Here is a 20,024-nt window from a genome sequence, read left to right on the forward strand (position 1 = left end):
GCAAGGAATCATAACACAGAGTAATTGCAGGCCTTAAATGCCAGACGGCAGAAATGCTACCCCAAAAGGAGTAATGATGCCTGCCAGATCAAAAAGACTCCGAATTGTCGGGAAATGGCCGTTGGTTTTCCCAAAACCGCTACGCTTAAAGGACATTCACTGCGAGGCAAAAGCATCATGGACAAACTCAACGAAGACAAAATTGAGGATGAAAAAATTGGCGAATCCGGTGAAGAGCTGGAAGTTGAGAGCGAAGAAAAGAAGAGCGGAAAAGACATCGAAGTGGATGAAGAACGCCTGCCCTCCCGGGCGATGGCTATCCATGAACATATCCGCCAGGACGGGGAGAAGGAGATGGAGCGCGACGCCATGGCGTTGCTGTGGTCGGCCATCGCTGCCGGGCTTTCCATGGGGGCGTCACTGCTGGGCAAAGGGATTTTTCACGTTCATCTTGAAGGCGTACCGGGCGGTTTTTTACTGGAAAATTTCGGCTACACCCTTGGGTTTATTATCGTCATCATGGCGCGCCAGCAACTGTTCACCGAGAACACCGTGACCGCCGTTTTACCGGTGATGCAAAACCCCACCGGCAGCAACTTTTTGCTGCTGTTGCGGCTGTGGAGCGTGGTGCTGACAGGTAACCTGATCGGCACCGGGCTGGCGGCGCTGGCCTTCGAATTTATGCCGATTTTTGATGAGACCACCCGCGAGGCGTTCGTCAATATCGGCCTGAAAGTGATGGAAAACACGCCGGGCGAAATGTTCGCTAATGCGATTGTTTCCGGCTGGCTCATCGCCACCATGGTATGGATGTTCCCCTCGGCGGGGCCAGCCAAAATCGTGGTGATCATCATCATGACCTGGCTTATTGCCCTGTGCGACACCACCCACATTGTGGTGGGCACCGTGGAAATTCTGTATCTGGTGTTCAACGGCGATATCCACTGGACCGAGTTTGTCTGGCCTTTCGCCCTGCCGACCCTGGCCGGGAACATCTGCGGCGGCACCTTTATCTTCGCGCTGATGAGCCATGCGCAAATACGTAATGATATGAGCAACAAGAAAAAAGCCGAAGCCAAAGCGCGGCAAAAGGAACAGGAGCGACAACAGAAAAAACAGCAGGCTTCAGAGCAATAATGGCGACGGAATGAGCAATCAGGCGGCTAAGCCCTTAACGCAGCACTAAAAACGAGTATACTAGCGCCGCCTTGTCCCCTTAGTTAAATGGATATAACGAGCCCCTCCTAAGGGCTAGTTGCAGGTTCGATTCCTGCAGGGGACACCATTTACCCTCTCTTCTTTAGCCCCGCTTCTTTGCCGTTTCATGCTTGCTGAAGTCATCCGCAAATCTGCTGATTTAACATAAGGTTACACCGGATACACCCCTGCATGAAAAAAAGGCGTTTTTCCGTATTTGCCCGCTTGTTAACCCTGAAAATTAAGCGTAGATTAGCGCCCGGATGTGACCCACATCCCCCAATCCAGGCGAAGCGGCAGGCACACCAGGGATTTGTCCCAAAGTGAAATGCGTGCGGTTTTACCTTTCTATAATGAGACCTGACGTTAATTTTGGCGTGTCGAGCGATGCGCGGAGCGAGTGACGTGAAATATTTATTTATGGGCGTTTCAGTAATGGTCGTACTCTGGGCCGGCACTTTTGCGCTGATGATTTAGTCTGCAGCCTGAGCCGATCAAAAATACAGGAGCCTTTTGGCTCCTGTTGTCGTTTTTAGGGCTGATTTTCCAGCGGGGTTTTATTCGATACCGGCAGCAGCCCGTCGGCGCGGAACATTGCTTTGATGCCCCTCACCGCCTGACGGATACGGTCACGGTTTTCAATCAGGGCGAAACGCACATGGGTGTCGCCGTAATCACCGAAGCCAATGCCCGGTGATACGCACACTTTAGCGTCCTGCAGCAGTTTCTTGGCGAATTCCAGCGAGCCCATCGCCGCGTAGGGCTCAGGGATTTTGGCCCATACGTACATTGAGGCTTTTGGCATTTCCACCATCCAGCCCGCTTCGTGCAGCCCTTTCACCAGCACATCGCGGCGGCGTTTGTACTGTTCGGCAATATCGCGCACGCATTGCTGATCGCCTTCCAGCGCCGCGATGGCCGCCACCTGTAACGGGGTAAACGTGCCGTAATCGTGATAGCTTTTAATCCGCGCCAGGGCGCTGACCAGTTCCTGGTTGCCCACCATAAAACCGATGCGCCAGCCCGCCATGTTGTAGCTTTTTGACAGAGTAAAAAACTCTACCGCCACATCGCGCGCGCCAGGCACCTGCATGATAGACGGCGCTTTCCAGCCATCGTAGACGATATCCGCATAGGCCAAATCATGCACGACCAGTACGTCATAGCGTTTCGCCAGCGCCACCACTTTTTCGAAGAACTCCAGCTCTACGCATTGTGATGTCGGGTTCGACGGGAAGCCGAGGATCATCATTTTCGGTTTCGGATAGCTTTCACGAATGGCGCGTTCCAGTTCGTTAAAGAAGTCGACGCCCTCCACTAACGGCACCGAGCGCACCTGCGCGCCGGCAATCACCGCGCCGTAAATGTGGATAGGGTAACTGGGGTTCGGCACCAGCACCGTATCGCCGTGATCCAGCGTCGCCAGCATCAAATGCGCCAGTCCCTCTTTGGAACCGATCGTCACGATGGCTTCGCTTTCCGGGTCAATATCTACCTGATAGCGATCCTGATACCAGCGAGAAATCGCCCGGCGCAAACGCGGGATGCCGCGCGAGGTGGAATAACCGTGCGTATCGGGGCGCTGGGCCACGGTGCAGAGTTTCTCGACAATATGCGGCGGGGTCGCGCCATCGGGGTTGCCCATACTGAAATCGATAATATCTTCGCCGCGCCGACGCGCAGCCATTTTCAGTTCAGCGGTGATGTTAAAAACGTACGGGGGAAGACGATCGATACGCGCAAAACGGCGTTTGGGACTGAAGTCAGCCATAGATTCCTCGAAGTTACGTAAGCGCCCGGACCGTCCGAGCGACGCTGCCACTGATGTGGCCTGTAAAGAAAATAGCCTGAAAAATTTTGTTCTGTCGAGAGGCTTTAAAAAAAATAATTGCGGAGGAAAAAACCGGAAACTTCATTTGAAACTAATCCCTGTTTTATTCGATTATCAGGCTATATATTAACTCTGTCGCAACAAAACAATAACCATCAATTCTCTTCAGCCGGAGTTAACATCATGCCCCTACACATTGACGATCTCCCCACCGCTATTCGCGAGATAAAACAGCAACTTCGTCGCGATCTTCCGCACTATCAGCAGATATTCCAGGAACTGGAGGCCGATATTTCACGCCAGATCGACGCGATCCGCGCAGAACAGGCGCGTGGTGAAAACCCGGTACCGCAGATCCATGCCGATGACATTCTCGCTGGCCGCATTTCCGATCGGCAGAAAGCGCTTGTCCGCCAGCGCGGTTGCTGCGTGATTAAAGGCGTGTTCGCGGAACAGACCGCCCGCGCCTGGAATGATGAAGTCGGCAACTATCTGGAACGCAACAACTTTGTCGAGAAGCTAAAGAACGCGGCGGAAGACAACTATTTCGGCACCCTTGCCGACAGTAAGCCGCAGATTTACGGCATCTACTGGTCGAAGCCGCAGGTGGAGGCCCGTCAGGACGCGCGTATGAAAGCGGCGCAGGTGTTTCTCAATAATCTCTGGCAGACCGAAAGCCACGGCAAACAGCATTTCGACCCGAACCGGGTAGTGAGCTATGCCGATCGCACCCGTCGTCGTCCGCCGCGCTCCGGCTCGTTAGGTCTCTCTCCGCACGTGGACGGCGGTTCGGTAGAGCGCTGGCTGGATGAGAATTTCCGTCACGTTTACCGTCACGTATTCAGCGGCGAGTGGCAGCGCTACAATCCGTTTGATGCCGAAGGCCGTACAGAAGCGCGTGAAATCCCCTCCCCCGCGGTGTGCTCGATGTTCCGCACCTTCCAGGGCTGGACCGCGCTCTCCGAGCAGCGCAAGCACGCCGGCACCTTAACCCTGCTGCCGGTGGCCAACGCCATGGCGTATATTTTACTGCGCGCCTTGCAGGACGACGTACTGGACGATTCGCTGTGCGAAGCGAAACCAGGCCGGGCGCTTTCCATTAACCAAACCTGGCATCCCCTTTTATTAACCGGGATATCCTCAATTCCTGATATGGAGCCGGGCGACACGGTTTTCTGGCACTGCGATGTGATCCATGCGGTGGAAAACGAGCATAACGGCGAGTTCGACAGCAACGTGATGTATATCGCCGCCGCGCCGTGGTGCGAGAAAAACGCCGCCTATCTGAAGCGTCAGTGGCCGGCATTTGTGGAAGGTAGATCGCCGCCGGACTTTGCCGCCGACGATTTTGAGGTCGATTTCGATGGCCGCGCCACCGAAGCCGATCTCACCCCGGCCGGTAAGGAACAGCTACAGGGCTAACCACTGATTGCCTCTGGCGTCTGTTCATCAGGCGCCAGGTTTTCTATCATAGTCCCTCTGCTTGCCATCTGAGTTCCCTCCGTGCACGAAATTTTTAACATGCTTCTGGCGGTTTTTGACCGCGCCGCGCTGATGCTGATCTGCCTGTTCTTCCTGATCCGCATCCGGTTGTTCCGTGAACTGCTGCATAAAAGCGCCCATACGCCGCGTGAACTGCTGGCGGTCACCGCTATCTTTTCGATGTTTGCGCTGTTCAGCACCTGGTCCGGCGTCCCGGTTGAGGGGTCGCTGGTTAACGTGCGCATTATTGCGGTGATGGCAGGCGGCATCCTGTTCGGCCCGTGGGTGGGCATCATTACCGGCGCGATTGCGGGCGTGCACCGTTACCTGATCGATATCGGCGGTATTACCTCGATCCCCTGTTTGATCACCAGCATCATCGCCGGCTTTCTTTCCGGCTGGATCCACATGCGGGTGCCGAAAGCCCAGCGCTGGCGCGTTGGGATCGTCGGCGGCATGGTGTGCGAAACCCTGACGATGATCCTGGTCGTCGCATGGGCGCCCTCCACTGAGCTGGGCCTGGATATCGTGTCAAAAATCGGCATCCCGATGATATTAGGCACCGTGTCGATTGGCTTTATCGTTCTGCTGGTGCAGAGCGTAGAAGGGGAAAAAGAGGCCAGCGCCGCGCGCCAGGCCAAGCTGGCGCTGGATATCGCCAACAAAACCCTGCCGCTGTTCCGCCACGTTAACAGCGATGCGCTGCGCCAGGTGTGCCAGATTATCCGCCGCGACATCCATGCCGACGCGGTGGCCATCACCAATACCGACAATGTGCTGGCCTACGTGGGCGTGGGCGAACACAACTATCAGCAAAACGACGACGGCATCAGCCCCACGACCCGTCAGGCGATTAACGACGGGAAGATCATCATCAAAAACAATGATGAAGCCCATCGTACCCCGGAAATACACTCGATGCTGGTGATCCCGCTGTGGGAGAAAGGCATCGTAACCGGCACCCTGAAGATTTATTACTGCCATGCGCACCAGATCACCTCATCGCTCCAGGAGATGGCGGTGGGCCTGTCGCAGATCATCTCTACGCAGCTGGAAGTCTCACGCGCCGAGCAGCTGCGCGAGATGGCGGATAAAGCGGAGCTGCGCGCGTTGCAAAGCAAAATCAACCCGCATTTTCTGTTTAATGCGCTGAACGCGATTTCGTCATCTATCCGGCTTAATCCGGACACCGCGCGCCAGCTGATTTTCAATCTCTCGCGCTACCTGCGCTACAACATTGAATTAAAAGATGACGAGCTGATTGATATCAAAAAAGAGCTGTACCAGATTAAAGATTACATCGCCATTGAGCAGGCGCGTTTCGGCGATAAGCTCACGGTGATTTACGACATTGATGAAGAGGTAAACTGCGTGGTGCCGAGCCTGCTGATCCAGCCGCTGGTGGAAAACGCCATCGTCCACGGCATCCAGCCCTGTAAGGGCAAAGGCGTGGTGACCATTAGCGTCACTGAGTCCGGCAGCCGGGTGCGTATCGCGGTGCGCGATACCGGGCACGGCATCGATCCTGACGTGGTGGCGCGGGTCGAGGCGGACGAGATGCCGGGCAATAAAATCGGCCTGCTGAACGTGCATCATCGGGTGAAACTGCTGTACGGCGAAGGGCTGCAAATCCGCCAGCTTACCCCCGGCACCGAAATCGCCTTCTACGTGCCCAACCAGCCGCTGGCGCGCCCTGCCGTCGCCGCGCAATTTTCCTGAGGAGGAGCGATGAAAGCGATCATCGTGGAAGATGAAATCCTGGCCCAACAGGAACTGAGCTGGCTGATTAATCATCACAGCAAAATCGAGATTGTCGGCACCTTCGACGACGGTCTGGACGTGCTGAAGTATCTCCAGCACCACACCGTTGACGCCATTTTTCTTGATATCAACATTCCATCGCTGGACGGCGTGCTGCTGGCGCAAAATATCAGTAAGTTCGCCAATAAACCGTTCATCGTGTTTATTACCGCGTGGAAAGAGCATGCCGTGGAGGCGTTTGAACTGGAGGCGTTTGACTACATTCTCAAACCCTGGCAGGAGTCGCGCATCATCAGTATGCTGCAAAAGCTGGAGGCCGCCGGTCAGCAGCAGGCCAGCCCGCACAGCGCTGCGCCGACCAGCCGGGAAAACGCCACCATCAATTTGATCAAAGACGAGCGGATCATCGTCACCGACATCAACGACATCTACTATGCCGAAGCCCACGAAAAAATGACCTTCGTGTATACCAAACGCGAGGCCTACGTGATGCCGATGAATATCACCGAGTTTTTCAGCCGGTTGCCGGAGGGGCATTTCTTCCGCTGCCACCGCTCGTACTGCGTGAATCTCAATAAAATCCGCGAGATAGAGCCGTGGTTTAACAATACTTACATTCTGCGGCTGCGGGATCTGGATTTCCAGGTACCGGTCAGCCGCAGCCGGGTAAAAGAGTTTCGCCAGTTAATGCGGCTGTAAAAAAAGCGCCTTGCGGCGCTTTTTGTCAGAGAACCTGTCCGAGGATCTGGCGTAAATGCGCGCCAGCGCCCAGCAGGCCAGGCTGATCGTGGACGATCAGATACACCGGAATATCCTGCACGTAAGCCCTGAAACGGCCTTTGTCTTCAAAACCGCCGCGGAAGCCCGACGCGCGGAAGAAATCCAGGAAGCGCGGCACAATCCCACCGGCGATGTAAACGCCGCCGAAGGTCGCCAGGTTCAGCGCCAGGTTGCCGCCGAAGCGCCCCATAATCACGCAAAACAGCGACAGCGCGCGACGGCAGTCGATGCAGGCATCGTCGAGCGCCCGCTCAGTAACATCCTTCGGCTGGAGATTTTCCGGCAACCGGCCATCGGCTTTCACAATCGCGCGATAGAGATTCACCAGACCCGGCCCGGACAATACGCGTTCGGCTGAAACGTGGCCGATTTCCGCGCGTAATTCTTCAAGAATAATGCCCTCTTCTTCGCTGTTGGGCGCGAAGTCCACATGGCCGCCTTCGCCCGGCAGGCTGATCCAGCGCTTATCGACATGCACCAGATGCGACACGCCAAGGCCAGTGCCCGCGCCATAAACGGCAATAGGTTTGCCTTCTACCGGCTCGCCGCCGCCGAACTGGATCAGGTGATCTTTTTTCAGCATCGGGATCGCCATGGAAACGGCGGTGAAATCATTGATGATTTCCAGATGATCGAAGCCGAGGTTGTTGCGCATCTCTTCGGTAGAAAACGCCCAGGTATGGTTAGTCATCGCCACCCAGTCGCCGGTGATGGGGCAAGCAATGGCGATGCAGCCTTCGGTAACCGTTGCGTCATGCTCGGTCAGATAGACCCGTACCACCGCTTCAAGCGTGGGGTAATCCAGCCCGGAATAGGTTTTTGCGCGCTCGATGGCGCCGGTTTCAAGGTTACAGAGCGCTAAGCGTGCGTTGGTGCCGCCTACATCTCCCACCAATGCAAATTTGGTCATTATTCAACAGCTCCGCTAAAGTCAAAATAAGTCTTCGGCACACTCTAAATACAAGGCATCATCACCACAATGTCCTTTATGCTGATGACCTGGGATTATTGAGGCGTGTCACAGATTACGTTTACCGTTTCAGCACCTTTGCAATCAGCACAGTAATCTGATGGTCATTAAAGCGCCAGCCTTTTCATTCATAAGGATTATCCGATGCTTCATCCCCGCGCCAGAACCATGTTGATGCTCGCGTTGCCGGCATTGTTGATCGGCATTGCCAGCAGTTTAATTTTACTGTTTATGATGCGGGTCGCGGGGATTTTACAGACCTTTCTGTGGCAAACACTGCCCACGACGTTCGGCGTTTCCGTGTTCGCGCCCGGCTGGATTATCACCATGCTGACGCTGACAGGTATCGCGGTGGGTCTGGTGATCCGCTACTTTCCGGGCCACGGGGGCCCGGATCCGGCCAGCGAACCGCTGATCAGTACCCCGGTAGAAAGCCGCGCCCTGCCCGGACTGGCACTGGCGATGATCCTTGGTCTGGCAGGCGGGGTCAGCCTGGGGCCGGAGCACCCGATTATGGCGATCAACGTCGCGCTGGCGGTGGTGCTGGGCGGTAAGCTGTTTCCACGGGTTAACTCGCTTGACTGGACGATTCTGGCGGCGGCAGGCACCATCGGCGCGATGTTCGGCACACCCGTGGCGGCGGCGCTGATCTTCTCCCAAACCTTCAACAGCACTAACGACGTGCCGCTATGGGACAAGCTGTTCGCCCCGCTGATGGCGGCGGCGGCAGGCGGCGTAACGACCGGGCTGTTTGTCCATCCAAATTTTTCGCTGCCCATCGCCCATTATTCGCAGCTCCATCTGACGGATATTTTCAGCGGCGCGGTGGTGGCGGCTATCGCTATTGCGCTGGGCATGGTGGCGGTGTGGTGTCTGCCGCGCCTGCATGCGGTGATGCACAGACTGAAAAACCCGGTGCTGATCCTGGGCGCGGGCGGTTTTGTGCTCGGGCTGCTGGGCGCGCTGGGCGGGCCGCAAACGCTGTTTAAAGGCGTCGACGAGATGCAGCAGCTGGCGTTCGGCCAGACCTGGACGGTGTATGACTATTTCCTGTTTGCGATGATCAAACTCGCGGCGCTGGTGATCGCCGCCGCCTGCGGTTTTCGCGGCGGGCGTATTTTCCCGGCGGTATTTGTCGGCGTGGCGCTGGGACTGATGCTCCATGCGCACGTTGATGCCGTCCCGGCGGCGGTGACGGTCTCGTGCGCGGTATTGGGCATGGTACTGGTGGTGACGCGCGACGGCTGGCTGAGCCTGTTTATGGCGGCGGTGATCGTGCCGGATACCCAGTTGCTGCCGCTGTTGTGCATCGTGATGCTCCCGGCCTGGCTGCTGCTGGCCGGGAAGCCGTTAATGATGGCGGGGCCGAAAGACTAAGCCTGCCCGCCGTTGCGCGCGCCAAGTGATTGGGTGACGGCGGTCAGCAGTTCCGGGAGATCCTGTTTCGGCAGCATCACTTCCACCAACGACAGCCGAGCCGGATGCGCCAGCCGCGCCAGCACGTCCTGCAGCTGCACGGTTTCGCTGACCTGCCAGCATTCGGCTTTGCGATGTATATCCAGCGCGTGGGGCAGCGCTGTCCAGTTCCACGGGGCGATATCGTTATAGCGCTGCTCTGCGCCATGGATCGCCCGCTCCACCGTGTAGCCGTCGTTATTCAGCACGATAACCACCGGGCGCAAATCGTCCCGCAGCATCGAGCCCAGTTCCTGAATGGTTAACTGCGCCGCGCCGTCGCCGGTGATCAGTACCAGCCGCCGCGTCGGGCAGGCGGTTTGCGCGCCGAACGCTGCCGCCAGCGCGTAGCCTATCGAGCCCCACAGCGGCTGGACGATAAATGTCACATCGTCCGGCAGCGTCAGGGTTGCCGCGCCAAACGCGGCGGTGCCCTGATCGACCGCCACAATATCCCCGGGACGCAGCCAGGCCTGAATCGCCAGCCAGAACGCGTGCTGGTCCAGCCCGGCATCGCCCTCCGGCAGCGGAGCCGGTTTGATGTCCGGCAACGTCAGTTGATGCTGGATCTGGCGCACTTCCCGGTACAGTATGTTCACCGCTTCCGCCATCGGCAGGCCGCTGAACCTGCGCTCGCCAATACGTGCGCCGTCGGGCATCACCTCAATGGTTTGCTCGCGGGTGAGATGCTGGCTGAATCCGGCGGTGGTGGTATCGGTAAATTTCACGCCGACGCAGATGACGACATCGCTTCCTTCAATCGCCTCGCGCTGTGCCTGAGCGGTGGCGGCACCGCTGTAGGTGCCGGTAAAGCCTGCGCCGCCTTCGTTAAAAATCCCTTTGCCCATCAGCAAGGAGCTGTGCGCCAGCGGGATCACGCGCACCCACTGTTGCAGGGCGGGCTTCAGGCCAAAACGCTGCGCCAGATAATCCGCCAGCAGCGCGATGTGCTTAACGCCGGAGAGCCGTTGCTGGACCGCCTGGCGAAATGCCTCCAGCAAGGCGGGATCGGCGCTGTGTGTCGCCTGCATGAGAGCGCTTTCAGGACGGATGGCAGGCATTTTTGCCACGTCCGCGGGCAGCATCAGGTAACCGGGACGTGAAGCGGATTGCATCTCGCGGATCACCCGGTCAATTTCTTTGCAGGCGTTGTCCGCCGTGAGTACCGCATGGGCGGCGCATAGCTCGCTGGCGATACGCACAAAATGGCGAAAGTCGCCGTCGCCCACCGTGTGATGCATCAGTTCACCGCGCTGCTGCGCGCCTGAGGCGGGCGCGCCGACGATATGCAGCACCGGCACATGTTCGGCGTAGCTGCCCGCCACGCCGTTAAGGGCGCTGAGTTCGCCCACGCCAAAGGTGGTTAATAAGGCTCCCGCCCCTTTGCAGCGGGCGTAGCCATCGGCAGCATAGGCGGCGTTAAGTTCATTGGCGCATCCCACCCAGGCCACGTCCGGGTGCGCGATGACATTATCGAGAAACTGCAGGTTATAGTCGCCCGGTACGCCGAAAAGATGGGTGATTCCACTTTGCGACAGCCGGTCCAGTAGATAATCCGCCACACGATAACGCTGAGCCATGGAACATTCCTTTTTATCAGGAGCCTGATTGAAGTATTAAGGAACTGCGATCCCTGTCCAGGTATCCGATCGAAAAGTGCGTGGCACGCGAGATTTACAGCGCGATGCGGTGTAGGGTGCAAAGGCGCTAATTTTGTGTAAACGTATACACGCAGAAAATTTCCTTACTGATGAGGCTACACGCATGGTTTATCAGGCAGATCCCGCACGCTATCAAACGATGGAATTTCGCCGCTGCGGACGAAGCGGGCTAAAACTTCCCGCCGTTTCTCTGGGGCTTTGGCATAACTTTGGCGACGCCACGCTGGTGGATAACAGCCGCCAGCTGTTGCGCCGGGCGTTTGACCTTGGCATCACCCATTTTGATCTCGCCAATAACTACGGGCCGCCGCCGGGTTCCGCCGAACACAATTTCGGGCGAATTTTTAAACAAGACTTTCTGCCTTATCGCGATGAGCTGATTATCTCCAGCAAAGCGGGCTACACCATGTGGGACGGGCCTTATGGCGACTGGGGTTCGCGCAAGTATCTGATAGCCAGCCTCGACCAGAGCCTGAAGCGCATGGGGCTGGACTACGTGGATATCTTCTATCATCACCGCCCGGACCCGGAAACGCCGCTTCAGGAAACCCTGCGCGCACTGGATCATCTTGTGCGTCAGGGAAAAGCGCTGTACGTGGGGCTGTCGAACTACCCCGCCGCACTGGCGCGTGAGGCGATTGATATCCTCAACGATCTCGGCACGCCATGCTTAATCCACCAGCCGAAATACTCCATGTTTGAGCGCTGGGTGGAAGCGGAATTACTGGACGTGTTGCAGGAAAAAGGCGTCGGCAGCATCGCGTTTTCACCGCTGGCGGGCGGGCAGTTGACCGACCGCTACCTGAACGGCATTCCGTCAGATTCGCGTGCCGCCAGCGGCAGCCGTTTCCTGAATCCGGATCAGCTTACCGACGAGAAACTGGCGAAGGTGCGTAAGCTAAATGAACTGGCGCAGCAGCGCGGTCAGAAGCTGTCGCAAATGGCGCTGGCCTGGGTATTACGTGACGATAAAGTTACATCGGTGTTAATCGGCGCCAGTAAAACCAGCCAGATTGAGGATGCCGTAGGGATGCTGGCAAACCGCCAGTTTAGCGCTGAAGAGTGCGCGGCGATTGACGCCATCCTGTCCTGACGGCAAATCAACGGGTAATGGGTCTTTTTAGCATTTTGTGCTATCTGAAATGAATTAGGAGTTGTGGCGAAGATGCGGGGCTTTACCACCCCGTAATATTGCTGTAACAGGCCGGCCACGGCCCCGATCGTGAAGGAGAAGACTATGTTCAGGTCACTGTTGCTTGCAGCCGTTCTGTTGGCGGGTGCGCCAATGATGGCTACGGCAGGCGAAATCACCCTGTTACCCTCAATAAAATTACAAATTGGCGATCGTGATAATTACGGTAACTACTGGGACGGCGGTCGCTGGCGCGATCGCGATTACTGGCACAGCCATTATGAGCGTCGCGGCGGCTACTGGCGTAAACACGATAATGGCTACCATCGCGGCTGGTATAAAGACCGCAACGCCTACGAGCGCGGCTACCGTGAAGGCTGGCGCGATCGGGATGACCATCGCGGGCGCGGTAAACATCATCATCGTCATTAATGCATTTTCAAAAGGAGCTTTCGGGCTCCTTTTTTGATCGTCGGTTTATGTTCGTCAACCTCACACTGTGATCGCCCCTGCAATTTCTTACGGGCAATTATTGCGCTCTGCTTCAGTCATTATTTGACCTTGAGAACACCTCCCCCAACCGTGTTTGATAATACGATGTCTTATCGGGGATATTGTCATGAACGCGAATTTTAAAAACGAAATACAGACGTTCGGCCGCTCGTTACTGTTACCTATCGCCGTATTAGCGCCGGTGGGAATGGTGATGGGCATCAGCAGCGCGCTGGGCCAAAATTACATGATTGAAAAACTGCCCTTCCTGGGGAATGCCGGTTTCAAGGCGGTGCTCTCTTCGCTGGGATTAATCAGCAGCGTGGTATTCCAGAATATCCCGTTGCTGTTCGCCATGGGCGTGGCGTACGGGATGTCAAAAAAAGAGAAAGGTATCGCGGTATTTGCCTCGGTCATCGCCTATTTAACGCTGTTAATTTCCATGCACGTGCATCTGAAATTAACCGGACAGCTGGCGAAAGGCGATTTGGCCCTGGTCGGACAGGGCATGGTGCTCGGGGTGCAAACCTTAAAGATTGAGGCCGTCGGCGGGATAATCGCCGGGCTGCTTGCCGCCAAAGTCACCGACCGCTATTACCGGCTGCAATTGCCGCTGGCGTTTGCGTTCTTTAGCGGCAAGAAATCGGTGGCGATATTAGCCATCGCCTTTGCGATCCCCGTCGGGCTCATTATTCCGTTTATCTGGGATCTGTTTACCGCCGGGATGAAAAGTATTTCCACCATTTTGATGGCACCCAATATCGGGGCCGGGATTTATATGACCCTTAACCGGTTATTGATTCCCTTCGGCCTGCATCATGTACTCAGTTCAACGGTGCGTTTCACTGAAGCAGGCGGTACTTATTTCATTGACGGGCAAACCTACGTCGGCATTTTACCTGCTATTAATAAAATCCTGTTCGAGCTGGGGCCGAACCATCCGGCATGGGATCAATATATGCCGACGCTGACCAGCTATCTGGCCTCAACCCAAATGCTGACTACCCTGTTCCGCGTCCCGGCAATTGGCCTGGCGATGTATCACATGGCCTACTTTAAGAATAAAAAGTTTGCCAAAGGGATGATCCTGACGGTAGTGCTGACCGCCGTGCTGGGGAATATTACCGAGCCGCTGGAATTTTCGTTCCTGTTTATCGCGCCGAAGCTGTTTATCGTTTATGCCCTGCTGTGCGGCCTGATGGCGATACCGCTCCAGTTGCTGGATATTTCCGTTGGCTATATTCGCGGCACGATTTTCGACTTCGGTATTTTCGGCCTGATGTATGAACACACCCGCTGGCTGAACCTGATCCTGTTAGGCATCGCCAACTTCGTGGTGTTCTATTTCGTGTTCCGCTACGCCATCGGCAAATTCGATATTAAAACGCCGGGGCGCGAATCGGATATTGCCGACAGTACGCTGCTGAATAACAAAGAGTACGACAAAGTCGCCGAACTGGTGATTGAAGGGCTGGGCGGTAAAACCAATATCAAACGCGTAGAAAACTGTGTGTCGCGCCTGCGCATTGATTTAAACGATCAGAAAAAACTCGATATGGGCATTCTCAAAGACGCCGGGTCGATGGGGACTTTTATCCCCTCCAGCAACCATATTCACGTGGTGTTCGGCCCACACGTCGAGTTTGTCCGTAACGCCGTTGACGACGCCTTAGCCGGTCACAAATAAGAGGAAGCATAATGCGAGCCCTGTACGATTCAAAAAGCAAAACCATTGACGACCGCGGCATGAAAGCGCTGTTTAGCCAGGACGCGCGCGTCCAGTCCTGGCTGGACGTGGAGGCCGCGCTGGCGCTGGCTCAGGCGCAAGCGGGCATGATCCCGGAGGCGGCGGCGCAAAACATTGCCGAAAACTGCCACCTTTCGCGCATCGATTTGCAGGAGATGGAGCGCCTGCTGCGGGAAATCGGCCACGGCTTTGTGCCGACCATCAAAGTGCTGGTCAAAGCCTGCTCGCCGGAAAGCGGCAAATACGTGCACTACGGCGTGACGACCCAAAACATTCAGCAGACCGCGCAGCTGCATCTGGCGTGGCAGTGCCAGCAAATCATCAATGGGTTTGTGGATGACATCCTGCGCAACCTGGCGCGCATGGCGGAACAGCATAAACATACGCTGATGGCCGGACGCACCCACGGCAAGCACGCCCTGCCGATCACCTGGGGCTATAAAGTTGCGGTGTGGATCGATGAGCTGTTGAACAGCCGCGAGCGCATGAAGCAGGCGGAAAGCCGCGTATTTACCGTGATGATGGGCGGCGCGGTGGGGGCGTTTCACGCCACCGGCGAAACCGGACGCCAGGTGCAGGAGAGCGTAGCGCGGCATCTGGGGATGCATGCGATGCGGGTGCCGTCGCGCAGCGCCCAGGTGTACCGCACCGAGTTCATCAGCAACCTGTGTTTGTTGGCGACGACGCTGCAAAAAATGGCCGAAGAAGTGTATCTGACCTCGGGTGAAGAGTACGGCGAAGTCTCGGAAGCGTTTAAAAAAGGCACCGTCGGCAGCAGCACCATGCCGCAAAAAGTGAACCCGAAGCTGGCGAAAGGGATTATCGCCAACGCGCAAAAACTCTACTCGGTGCTGACGTCGTCGCTGTACGTCTGCCCGCGCCCGTTCGAGGCCGACAGCTCCGCTTATTTCATCTTCGACGCCAATTTACAGGAGAGCATGGAGCTGATGGCGGAAATCGTGATGCGCGCGGAAGAGTTAAGCCGTACGCTGGTGATCAATCCAGCGCGCATGAAGCAGAACGTCGGTATCACCCACGGGTTGATCAACAGCGAGAAAATCATGATGGCGCTGGTGGAACGGCTGGGCAAAGATCCGGCACACGAGCTGGTGTATGAAATGGCGATGCGCAGCACCCATGAAGGCATCGAATACGGGCAGGTGCTGCGCGAACAGCCGGTGATCCGCGCCAGTTTCAATGACGAAGAAATTGAAACGCTGCTCGATCCGGCCTGCTACACCGGGCTGTGCGCGCAGATCGCGCAGGAGATGGCGCAGCGGGTCAGGAGTGAAATCGATGACGATTAACGCCTTTCGCTCGACGCAGATCGTGACGCCCGAGGGTTTGCGGAGCGGCGTGCTGGTAGTTGAAAACGGTAAAATCGCCGCGCTGACTGACGACTATCGCGGCGCGGTGACGGATTACGGCGACAGCTATCTCATGCCCGGCTTTGTGGATATCCACGTTCACGGCTGGGGGCGCGGCTCCTTCGCCTGGAAAGGCACCCGCGAATCTGTGCAGGCCATGAGCCGGGATTTGATTCAGGCGGGCGTCACGGCGTATCTGGCCACCAGCGCCACCATGCCGCAGGATTTTCTTGAGCGTTCTTTGCAGGCGGCGGCGCAGTATATTGAAACCGCACCGCCGGGCGACGGCGCGGAAGCCGTGGGCATCCATATGGAAGGCCCTTATATCAACGAAAAGTACCTGGGGATGCAGCGCAAAGACAGCCTGCAACCGCCTTCTGTTGCCGGGTTCCAGCATTTTAACCGGCTGGCGAACGGGCATATTCGCCTGATGACGCTGGCACCGGAGCTGGACGGCGCGCTGGCGCTGATCCGCTACCTGCACAGCCAGGGGATCACCGCCTCGGCGGGCCACACCGACGCCACCTTCGACCAGATGACCGCTGCCATCGAAGCGGGACTCACCCACGTAACCCATGCATTTAGCGCCATGCGCGGTTTGCATCACCGGGAGCCCGGCGTGGTCGGCGCCGTGATGTACTATCGCGACCTGTATGCAGAAGTGGCGAAGCAGACCGGCATTACCCTGCGCCCGGAGGTGTTCGATATTTTGTATCGCATCAAGGGCGACCGGCGGCTGGTGATGATGAGCGATTGCCTCGGCTATGTGGATTTCCCGGAGGGGTATGAATTTCACCACTATTTGCGCCAGGAAACTTTCAGGATTGCCGCCGGGAAATTGCAGATCAGCGGCAAGGACGGGGCGACGCGCAGCATTGCGCCGGATGACTGGCACGGCGTGCGTCAGCTGGAGATGAGTTTTCTCGATTCGATTAAAGCGGTGGTGGATCGGCTGGAAAACGGTCTGGTTTCCGCTGCGCAGATTGCCTGCCTGAATCCGGCGCAGCTGGCGGGCGTCTCTGACCGCAAAGGCAGCCTTGAAGCGGGTAAAGACGCCGATTTTCTGGTACTGGACGAGGCGTTAAATCTTAACGCCGTGTGGTGTCGCGGCGTTAAGCAGCCGCTCGACGGCGTTAAATAAAAATGCCCGGGTAGTTTTGCGCTAAAAACGCGCGCAGTTGTTGTTCATTCATCCCGGCGGCCTGTTGAGCAAACTGCGCTGCCGGGATTTTTTTCTTTGCCCGCGACAGCCCCTGCTGGCGCAGCAGGGTGATATCGTCCTGCGTAAGATGGAAATTCACCTTGATATAATCCAGCTGATAATACTTCAGATAGCTGGATATTTTATTGGTGAAGGTGATCAGCAAATCAAAGGGGATGGTTTTCAACTGGTGCAGTTCATTAATATTCACGCAGGCGACGATATCAATATGAAACCAGGCGTGAAGCACTTCTTTAAAATAGCCAGTTTTACTTTCTGACGAGTTGGTCACGATAATAATCCGCTTGCGAGGCTCGCTAATCAGCCGGTTTTGCAGCTCGTATTTTTTGACGATCAGCAACAGCGTCGCCAGATGTACGCCGGAAAACTGGATCGCGTAATGCTGTTCCATTGATGCCAGCGCCTGCTTCACACTTTCCCACAACTGCGGATAGCTGGCGCGCACGCCGTGCAATTTTTTATCTTCAAACCACAGGTGAAATTTATTCTGAATGATCGCCGAGCAAATAAACTGGTACAGCTCGGCAAAATACGCCTGCCGGTTGTGAATCGTCGTCACCAGCGCAGGTTCGATACGATCGATAAATTGCCCCACTGCCTCGACAAGCGGCCGGTCATAAAGCGTGAAGGTCCGCCAGGTGGCGCTGAGTGACGAGACCAGCAGGTCGAGAAAGCGGTTTTCATTTTGCGACTCAAACACGCCAAACGGCACCGTGGCGATAAAATCCAGCGCCGAGATATCGGTAATCTGGTGGCCGCGCTTCAAGCGGTGCATCGCCAGGCTCAGATAAACCAGAAAATATTTTTTGCCGTTATAGCCAAGACGCAGTGTCGGTTCGATGCGTTGCGTATAAATCCGTGCGGCAGCGGCAATCTCTTCGGCACACTGGCTGAGAAAACGCGCCGCCACCGAGCGGTTTACCGGATCGTTGGCTTTATGGGTGATTAACCGGTGACCTTCGCCAATTTCCACGGTTTTTAAGATGGTCAGGCATACCGCGATACGCAGCGCGATTTCGTCGCCGAACAGCGCCGAGCCTTTACGGTGGATGCTTTGCAGGGTGAGCTGTTTATCCTGTAAAAACTGGTTTAACACCGGGGCGTCATTTTTTAAGGTGCTGGCACTGACGAAAAAACGCGGGTAATACTCGCTTTTATTCACCACGTCGTTCAGACACAGCGCAACAAATAAATCGCGGGTACGCTCTTCCGGGCTGGTGATATAGCGGTTGAACTTTATTTTCTCCAGCAGCTCAATATATTCGCCATAACCCATGGCGGTGGTAATCAGCTGATTATCGATGTGCAGGTGAAATTGTTCTGGCAACAGCGCATTAATCTCTTTCATGGTGCGCTTTAACGTCGAAAGCGTTTTGCCGAACCGCTGGGTCACATCGCCTGTCGCAACCGGACTGTGTTCCTGCACATATTTAACGAAAACCAGATCAAATCCATTCATGGAAAATGCTGAGCCATTGGCGTGAAGAGGAATAGGCCAGTTTACCGGATGATAATCGGAAAAACCGTGACAGATGGCCTGTCACGGTCGGGTTTACAGGCCAAACAGCGTGCCGATCAGCAGCCACAGGTTGAGCGCCACCACCAGCACCACAATCCCCCAGCCGATAATCCGTACCCGTGGCGTGTTAACCAGCGAGCCCATGAGTTTGGCGTCGCTGGTAAAACGCAGCAGCGGCACGAGCGCCAGCGCGATACCAAAGCTCAGCAGCACCTGGCTCATCACCAGAATACGTGTCGGATCGAGTCCCATCAGGATCACGATAAACGACGGTGCCATGGTGATGCTGCGGCGCACCCACAGCGGAATATGAAAGCGCACGAAACCCTGCATCACCACCTGGCCGGCGAGCGTCCCCACCACGGTGGATGACAGGCCCGCCGCCACCAGGCTAAGGCCGAAAATCGTCGCCGCCGCGTGGCTTAATAAGGGTTCGAGGGTTAAATACGCCTGGTCGAGATCGGCGACCCCGGTATGGCCGGAGAAATGAAACGCTGCCGCCGCCGTCGCCATCATCGCCAGATTGACAAAACCGGCGATGGTCATGGCAATCGCCACATCCCATTTGGTCGCGGAATAGCGTTCGGCTCGCGAGCCGTCATGTAAATTCTGGGTAAGCGACGAATGCAGGTAGATCACGTGCGGCATTATGGTGGCACCCAGCACGCCTGCGGCGAGGAACACGGCTTCCGACGTCGGCAGACTGGGGATAATCATCCCCTTACCCAGTTCGGCAAACTCCGGCCGGGAAAAAATCAGCTCAACAATATAGGCGACGGCAACAAACAGCAGCAGGCCGCCAATCACCCTTTCCAGCGGCTTCTGGCCGCGGCTTTGCAGCATCAGGATCAGAAACGTCGCCACGCCGGTGAGTATCGCGCCCTGTAACAGGGAAACGCCGAGGATCAGCTTAAAGCCAATCGCCGCGCCGATAAATTCGGCAAGATCGGTCGCCATGGCGATAATTTCCGCCTGGATCCAGTAAAACCACACCAGCGGACGTGGATAGTGGTCGCGGATCTGTTCGGCGAGGTTTTTGCCGGTGGCGATGCCCAGCTTGGCGGACAGCACCTGAATCAGCATCGCCATCAGGTTAGCCCACACGACTACCCACAACAGTTGATAGCCAAAGCTGGCGCCCGCCTGGATATTGGTGGCGAAGTTACCGGGATCGATATAGCCGATCGCCGCGATAAACGCGGGCCCCATTAACGCCAGCCTGAGTTTACGCGCCGTACGGCCATTACTGTTATCAACGCGACTGCTGGTCATTTTTTGCCTCAAAATATAGCCTTTGCTATGTTTCATGCTAACAAAATGAGAATGATTATCAAGTTCATTCACGTGGGGAGCTAACGATGACTTTGATAGCTAAAAACGATGCCGGAAGAGCAGAGTGCGTAACGCC

Annotated in this window: 16 protein-coding genes and 1 tRNA gene; 12 read left to right on the forward strand and 5 right to left on the reverse strand. The window is 56.3% G+C overall.

Going from position 1 to position 20,024, the window contains the following annotated elements:
- Positions 1-177: 177 nt before the first annotated feature.
- From GV764_RS13130 to ypdK, 3 genes are all read left to right on the forward strand, one after another.
- Complete coding sequence (locus GV764_RS13130; RefSeq protein WP_161660536.1) at positions 178-1,137, forward strand: formate/nitrite transporter family protein; 960 nt, start codon at positions 178-180, stop codon at positions 1,135-1,137.
- Positions 1,138-1,210: 73 nt separating this feature from the next.
- Positions 1,211-1,285, forward strand: a tRNA-Arg gene (locus GV764_RS13135).
- Positions 1,286-1,584: 299 nt separating this feature from the next.
- The gene (ypdK, locus tag GV764_RS22410; RefSeq protein ID WP_201743169.1) at positions 1,585-1,674 is read left to right on the forward strand and encodes a membrane protein YpdK; all 90 of its coding nucleotides are present in this window, start codon (positions 1,585-1,587) and stop codon (positions 1,672-1,674) included.
- A gap of 55 nt (positions 1,675-1,729) precedes the next feature.
- On the opposite strand, the gene alaC is transcribed toward ypdK, so the two are convergent.
- On the reverse strand, positions 1,730-2,968 hold the full coding sequence (gene alaC / locus GV764_RS13145; protein WP_161660537.1) for an alanine transaminase: 1,239 nt from the start codon (positions 2,966-2,968) through the stop codon (positions 1,730-1,732).
- Positions 2,969-3,211: 243 nt separating this feature from the next.
- On the opposite strand from alaC, the gene GV764_RS13150 reads away from it, so the two are divergent.
- The 3 genes from GV764_RS13150 (at position 3,212) to GV764_RS13160 (ending at position 6,970) form a co-directional block, all read left to right on the forward strand.
- Positions 3,212-4,450 carry a DUF1479 domain-containing protein gene (locus tag GV764_RS13150; RefSeq protein WP_201743170.1) on the forward strand — a complete coding sequence of 413 codons (1,239 nt, stop codon included), beginning with the start codon at positions 3,212-3,214 and terminating at the stop codon, positions 4,448-4,450.
- Positions 4,451-4,531: 81 nt separating this feature from the next.
- Complete coding sequence (locus GV764_RS13155; RefSeq protein ID WP_161660538.1) at positions 4,532-6,229, forward strand: LytS/YhcK type 5TM receptor domain-containing protein; 1,698 nt, start codon at positions 4,532-4,534, stop codon at positions 6,227-6,229.
- Between the two features lie 9 nt (positions 6,230-6,238).
- A complete protein-coding gene (locus tag GV764_RS13160; protein WP_161660539.1) occupies positions 6,239-6,970 on the forward strand; it encodes a LytR/AlgR family response regulator transcription factor in 732 nt (243 codons plus the stop codon).
- Positions 6,971-6,995: 25 nt separating this feature from the next.
- Here the strand turns inward: GV764_RS13160 and glk are convergent, their stop codons facing one another.
- The gene (gene glk / locus GV764_RS13165; RefSeq protein WP_161660540.1) at positions 6,996-7,961 is read right to left on the reverse strand and encodes a glucokinase; all 966 of its coding nucleotides are present in this window, start codon (positions 7,959-7,961) and stop codon (positions 6,996-6,998) included.
- Positions 7,962-8,165: 204 nt separating this feature from the next.
- On the opposite strand from glk, the gene GV764_RS13170 reads away from it, so the two are divergent.
- Positions 8,166-9,398 (forward strand): ion channel protein, encoded by a 1,233-nt coding sequence (locus GV764_RS13170; protein ID WP_161660541.1) that lies wholly within the window; start codon positions 8,166-8,168, stop codon positions 9,396-9,398.
- Here the strand turns inward: GV764_RS13170 and GV764_RS13175 are convergent.
- Positions 9,395-11,056: a thiamine pyrophosphate-binding protein gene (locus GV764_RS13175; RefSeq protein ID WP_161660542.1), complete on the reverse strand. Its 1,662-nt coding sequence runs from the start codon at positions 11,054-11,056 to the stop codon at positions 9,395-9,397. The two genes, GV764_RS13170 and GV764_RS13175, sit on opposite strands and share 4 nt — an antisense overlap.
- A 184-nt stretch (positions 11,057-11,240) precedes the next feature.
- Between GV764_RS13175 and mgrA the strand changes: the two genes are divergently transcribed.
- The 5 genes from mgrA (at position 11,241) to nagA (ending at position 17,016) form a co-directional block, all read left to right on the forward strand.
- Positions 11,241-12,230 (forward strand): L-glyceraldehyde 3-phosphate reductase, encoded by a 990-nt coding sequence (gene mgrA, locus GV764_RS13180; protein ID WP_161660543.1) that lies wholly within the window; start codon positions 11,241-11,243, stop codon positions 12,228-12,230.
- 144 nt (positions 12,231-12,374) lie between these two features.
- The gene (locus tag GV764_RS13185) at positions 12,375-12,701 is read left to right on the forward strand and encodes a DUF2502 domain-containing protein (RefSeq protein WP_161660544.1); all 327 of its coding nucleotides are present in this window, start codon (positions 12,375-12,377) and stop codon (positions 12,699-12,701) included.
- Between the two features lie 187 nt (positions 12,702-12,888).
- Positions 12,889-14,448: a PTS transporter subunit EIIC gene (locus GV764_RS13190; protein WP_161660545.1), complete on the forward strand. Its 1,560-nt coding sequence runs from the start codon at positions 12,889-12,891 to the stop codon at positions 14,446-14,448.
- Between the two features lie 11 nt (positions 14,449-14,459).
- The gene (locus GV764_RS13195; protein ID WP_161660546.1) at positions 14,460-15,815 is read left to right on the forward strand and encodes a class-II fumarase/aspartase family protein; all 1,356 of its coding nucleotides are present in this window, start codon (positions 14,460-14,462) and stop codon (positions 15,813-15,815) included.
- Positions 15,805-17,016 carry an N-acetylglucosamine-6-phosphate deacetylase gene (gene nagA / locus GV764_RS13200; RefSeq protein WP_161660547.1) on the forward strand — a complete coding sequence of 404 codons (1,212 nt, stop codon included), beginning with the start codon at positions 15,805-15,807 and terminating at the stop codon, positions 17,014-17,016. The genes GV764_RS13195 and nagA overlap by 11 nt, the downstream gene beginning before the upstream one ends.
- Here nagA and GV764_RS13205 read toward each other — a convergent pair.
- Both GV764_RS13205 and GV764_RS13210 read right to left on the reverse strand, forming a co-directional pair.
- The gene (locus GV764_RS13205) at positions 17,009-18,556 is read right to left on the reverse strand and encodes a BglG family transcription antiterminator (protein ID WP_161660548.1); all 1,548 of its coding nucleotides are present in this window, start codon (positions 18,554-18,556) and stop codon (positions 17,009-17,011) included. The two genes, nagA and GV764_RS13205, sit on opposite strands and share 8 nt — an antisense overlap.
- 93 nt (positions 18,557-18,649) lie before the next feature.
- Positions 18,650-19,888 (reverse strand): Nramp family divalent metal transporter, encoded by a 1,239-nt coding sequence (locus GV764_RS13210; protein ID WP_161660549.1) that lies wholly within the window; start codon positions 19,886-19,888, stop codon positions 18,650-18,652.
- Positions 19,889-20,024 lie beyond the last annotated feature (136 nt).

The sequence above is a fragment of the Atlantibacter hermannii genome (genome assembly GCF_009907385.1).
Lineage (GTDB): Bacteria > Pseudomonadota > Gammaproteobacteria > Enterobacterales > Enterobacteriaceae > Atlantibacter > Atlantibacter hermannii_A.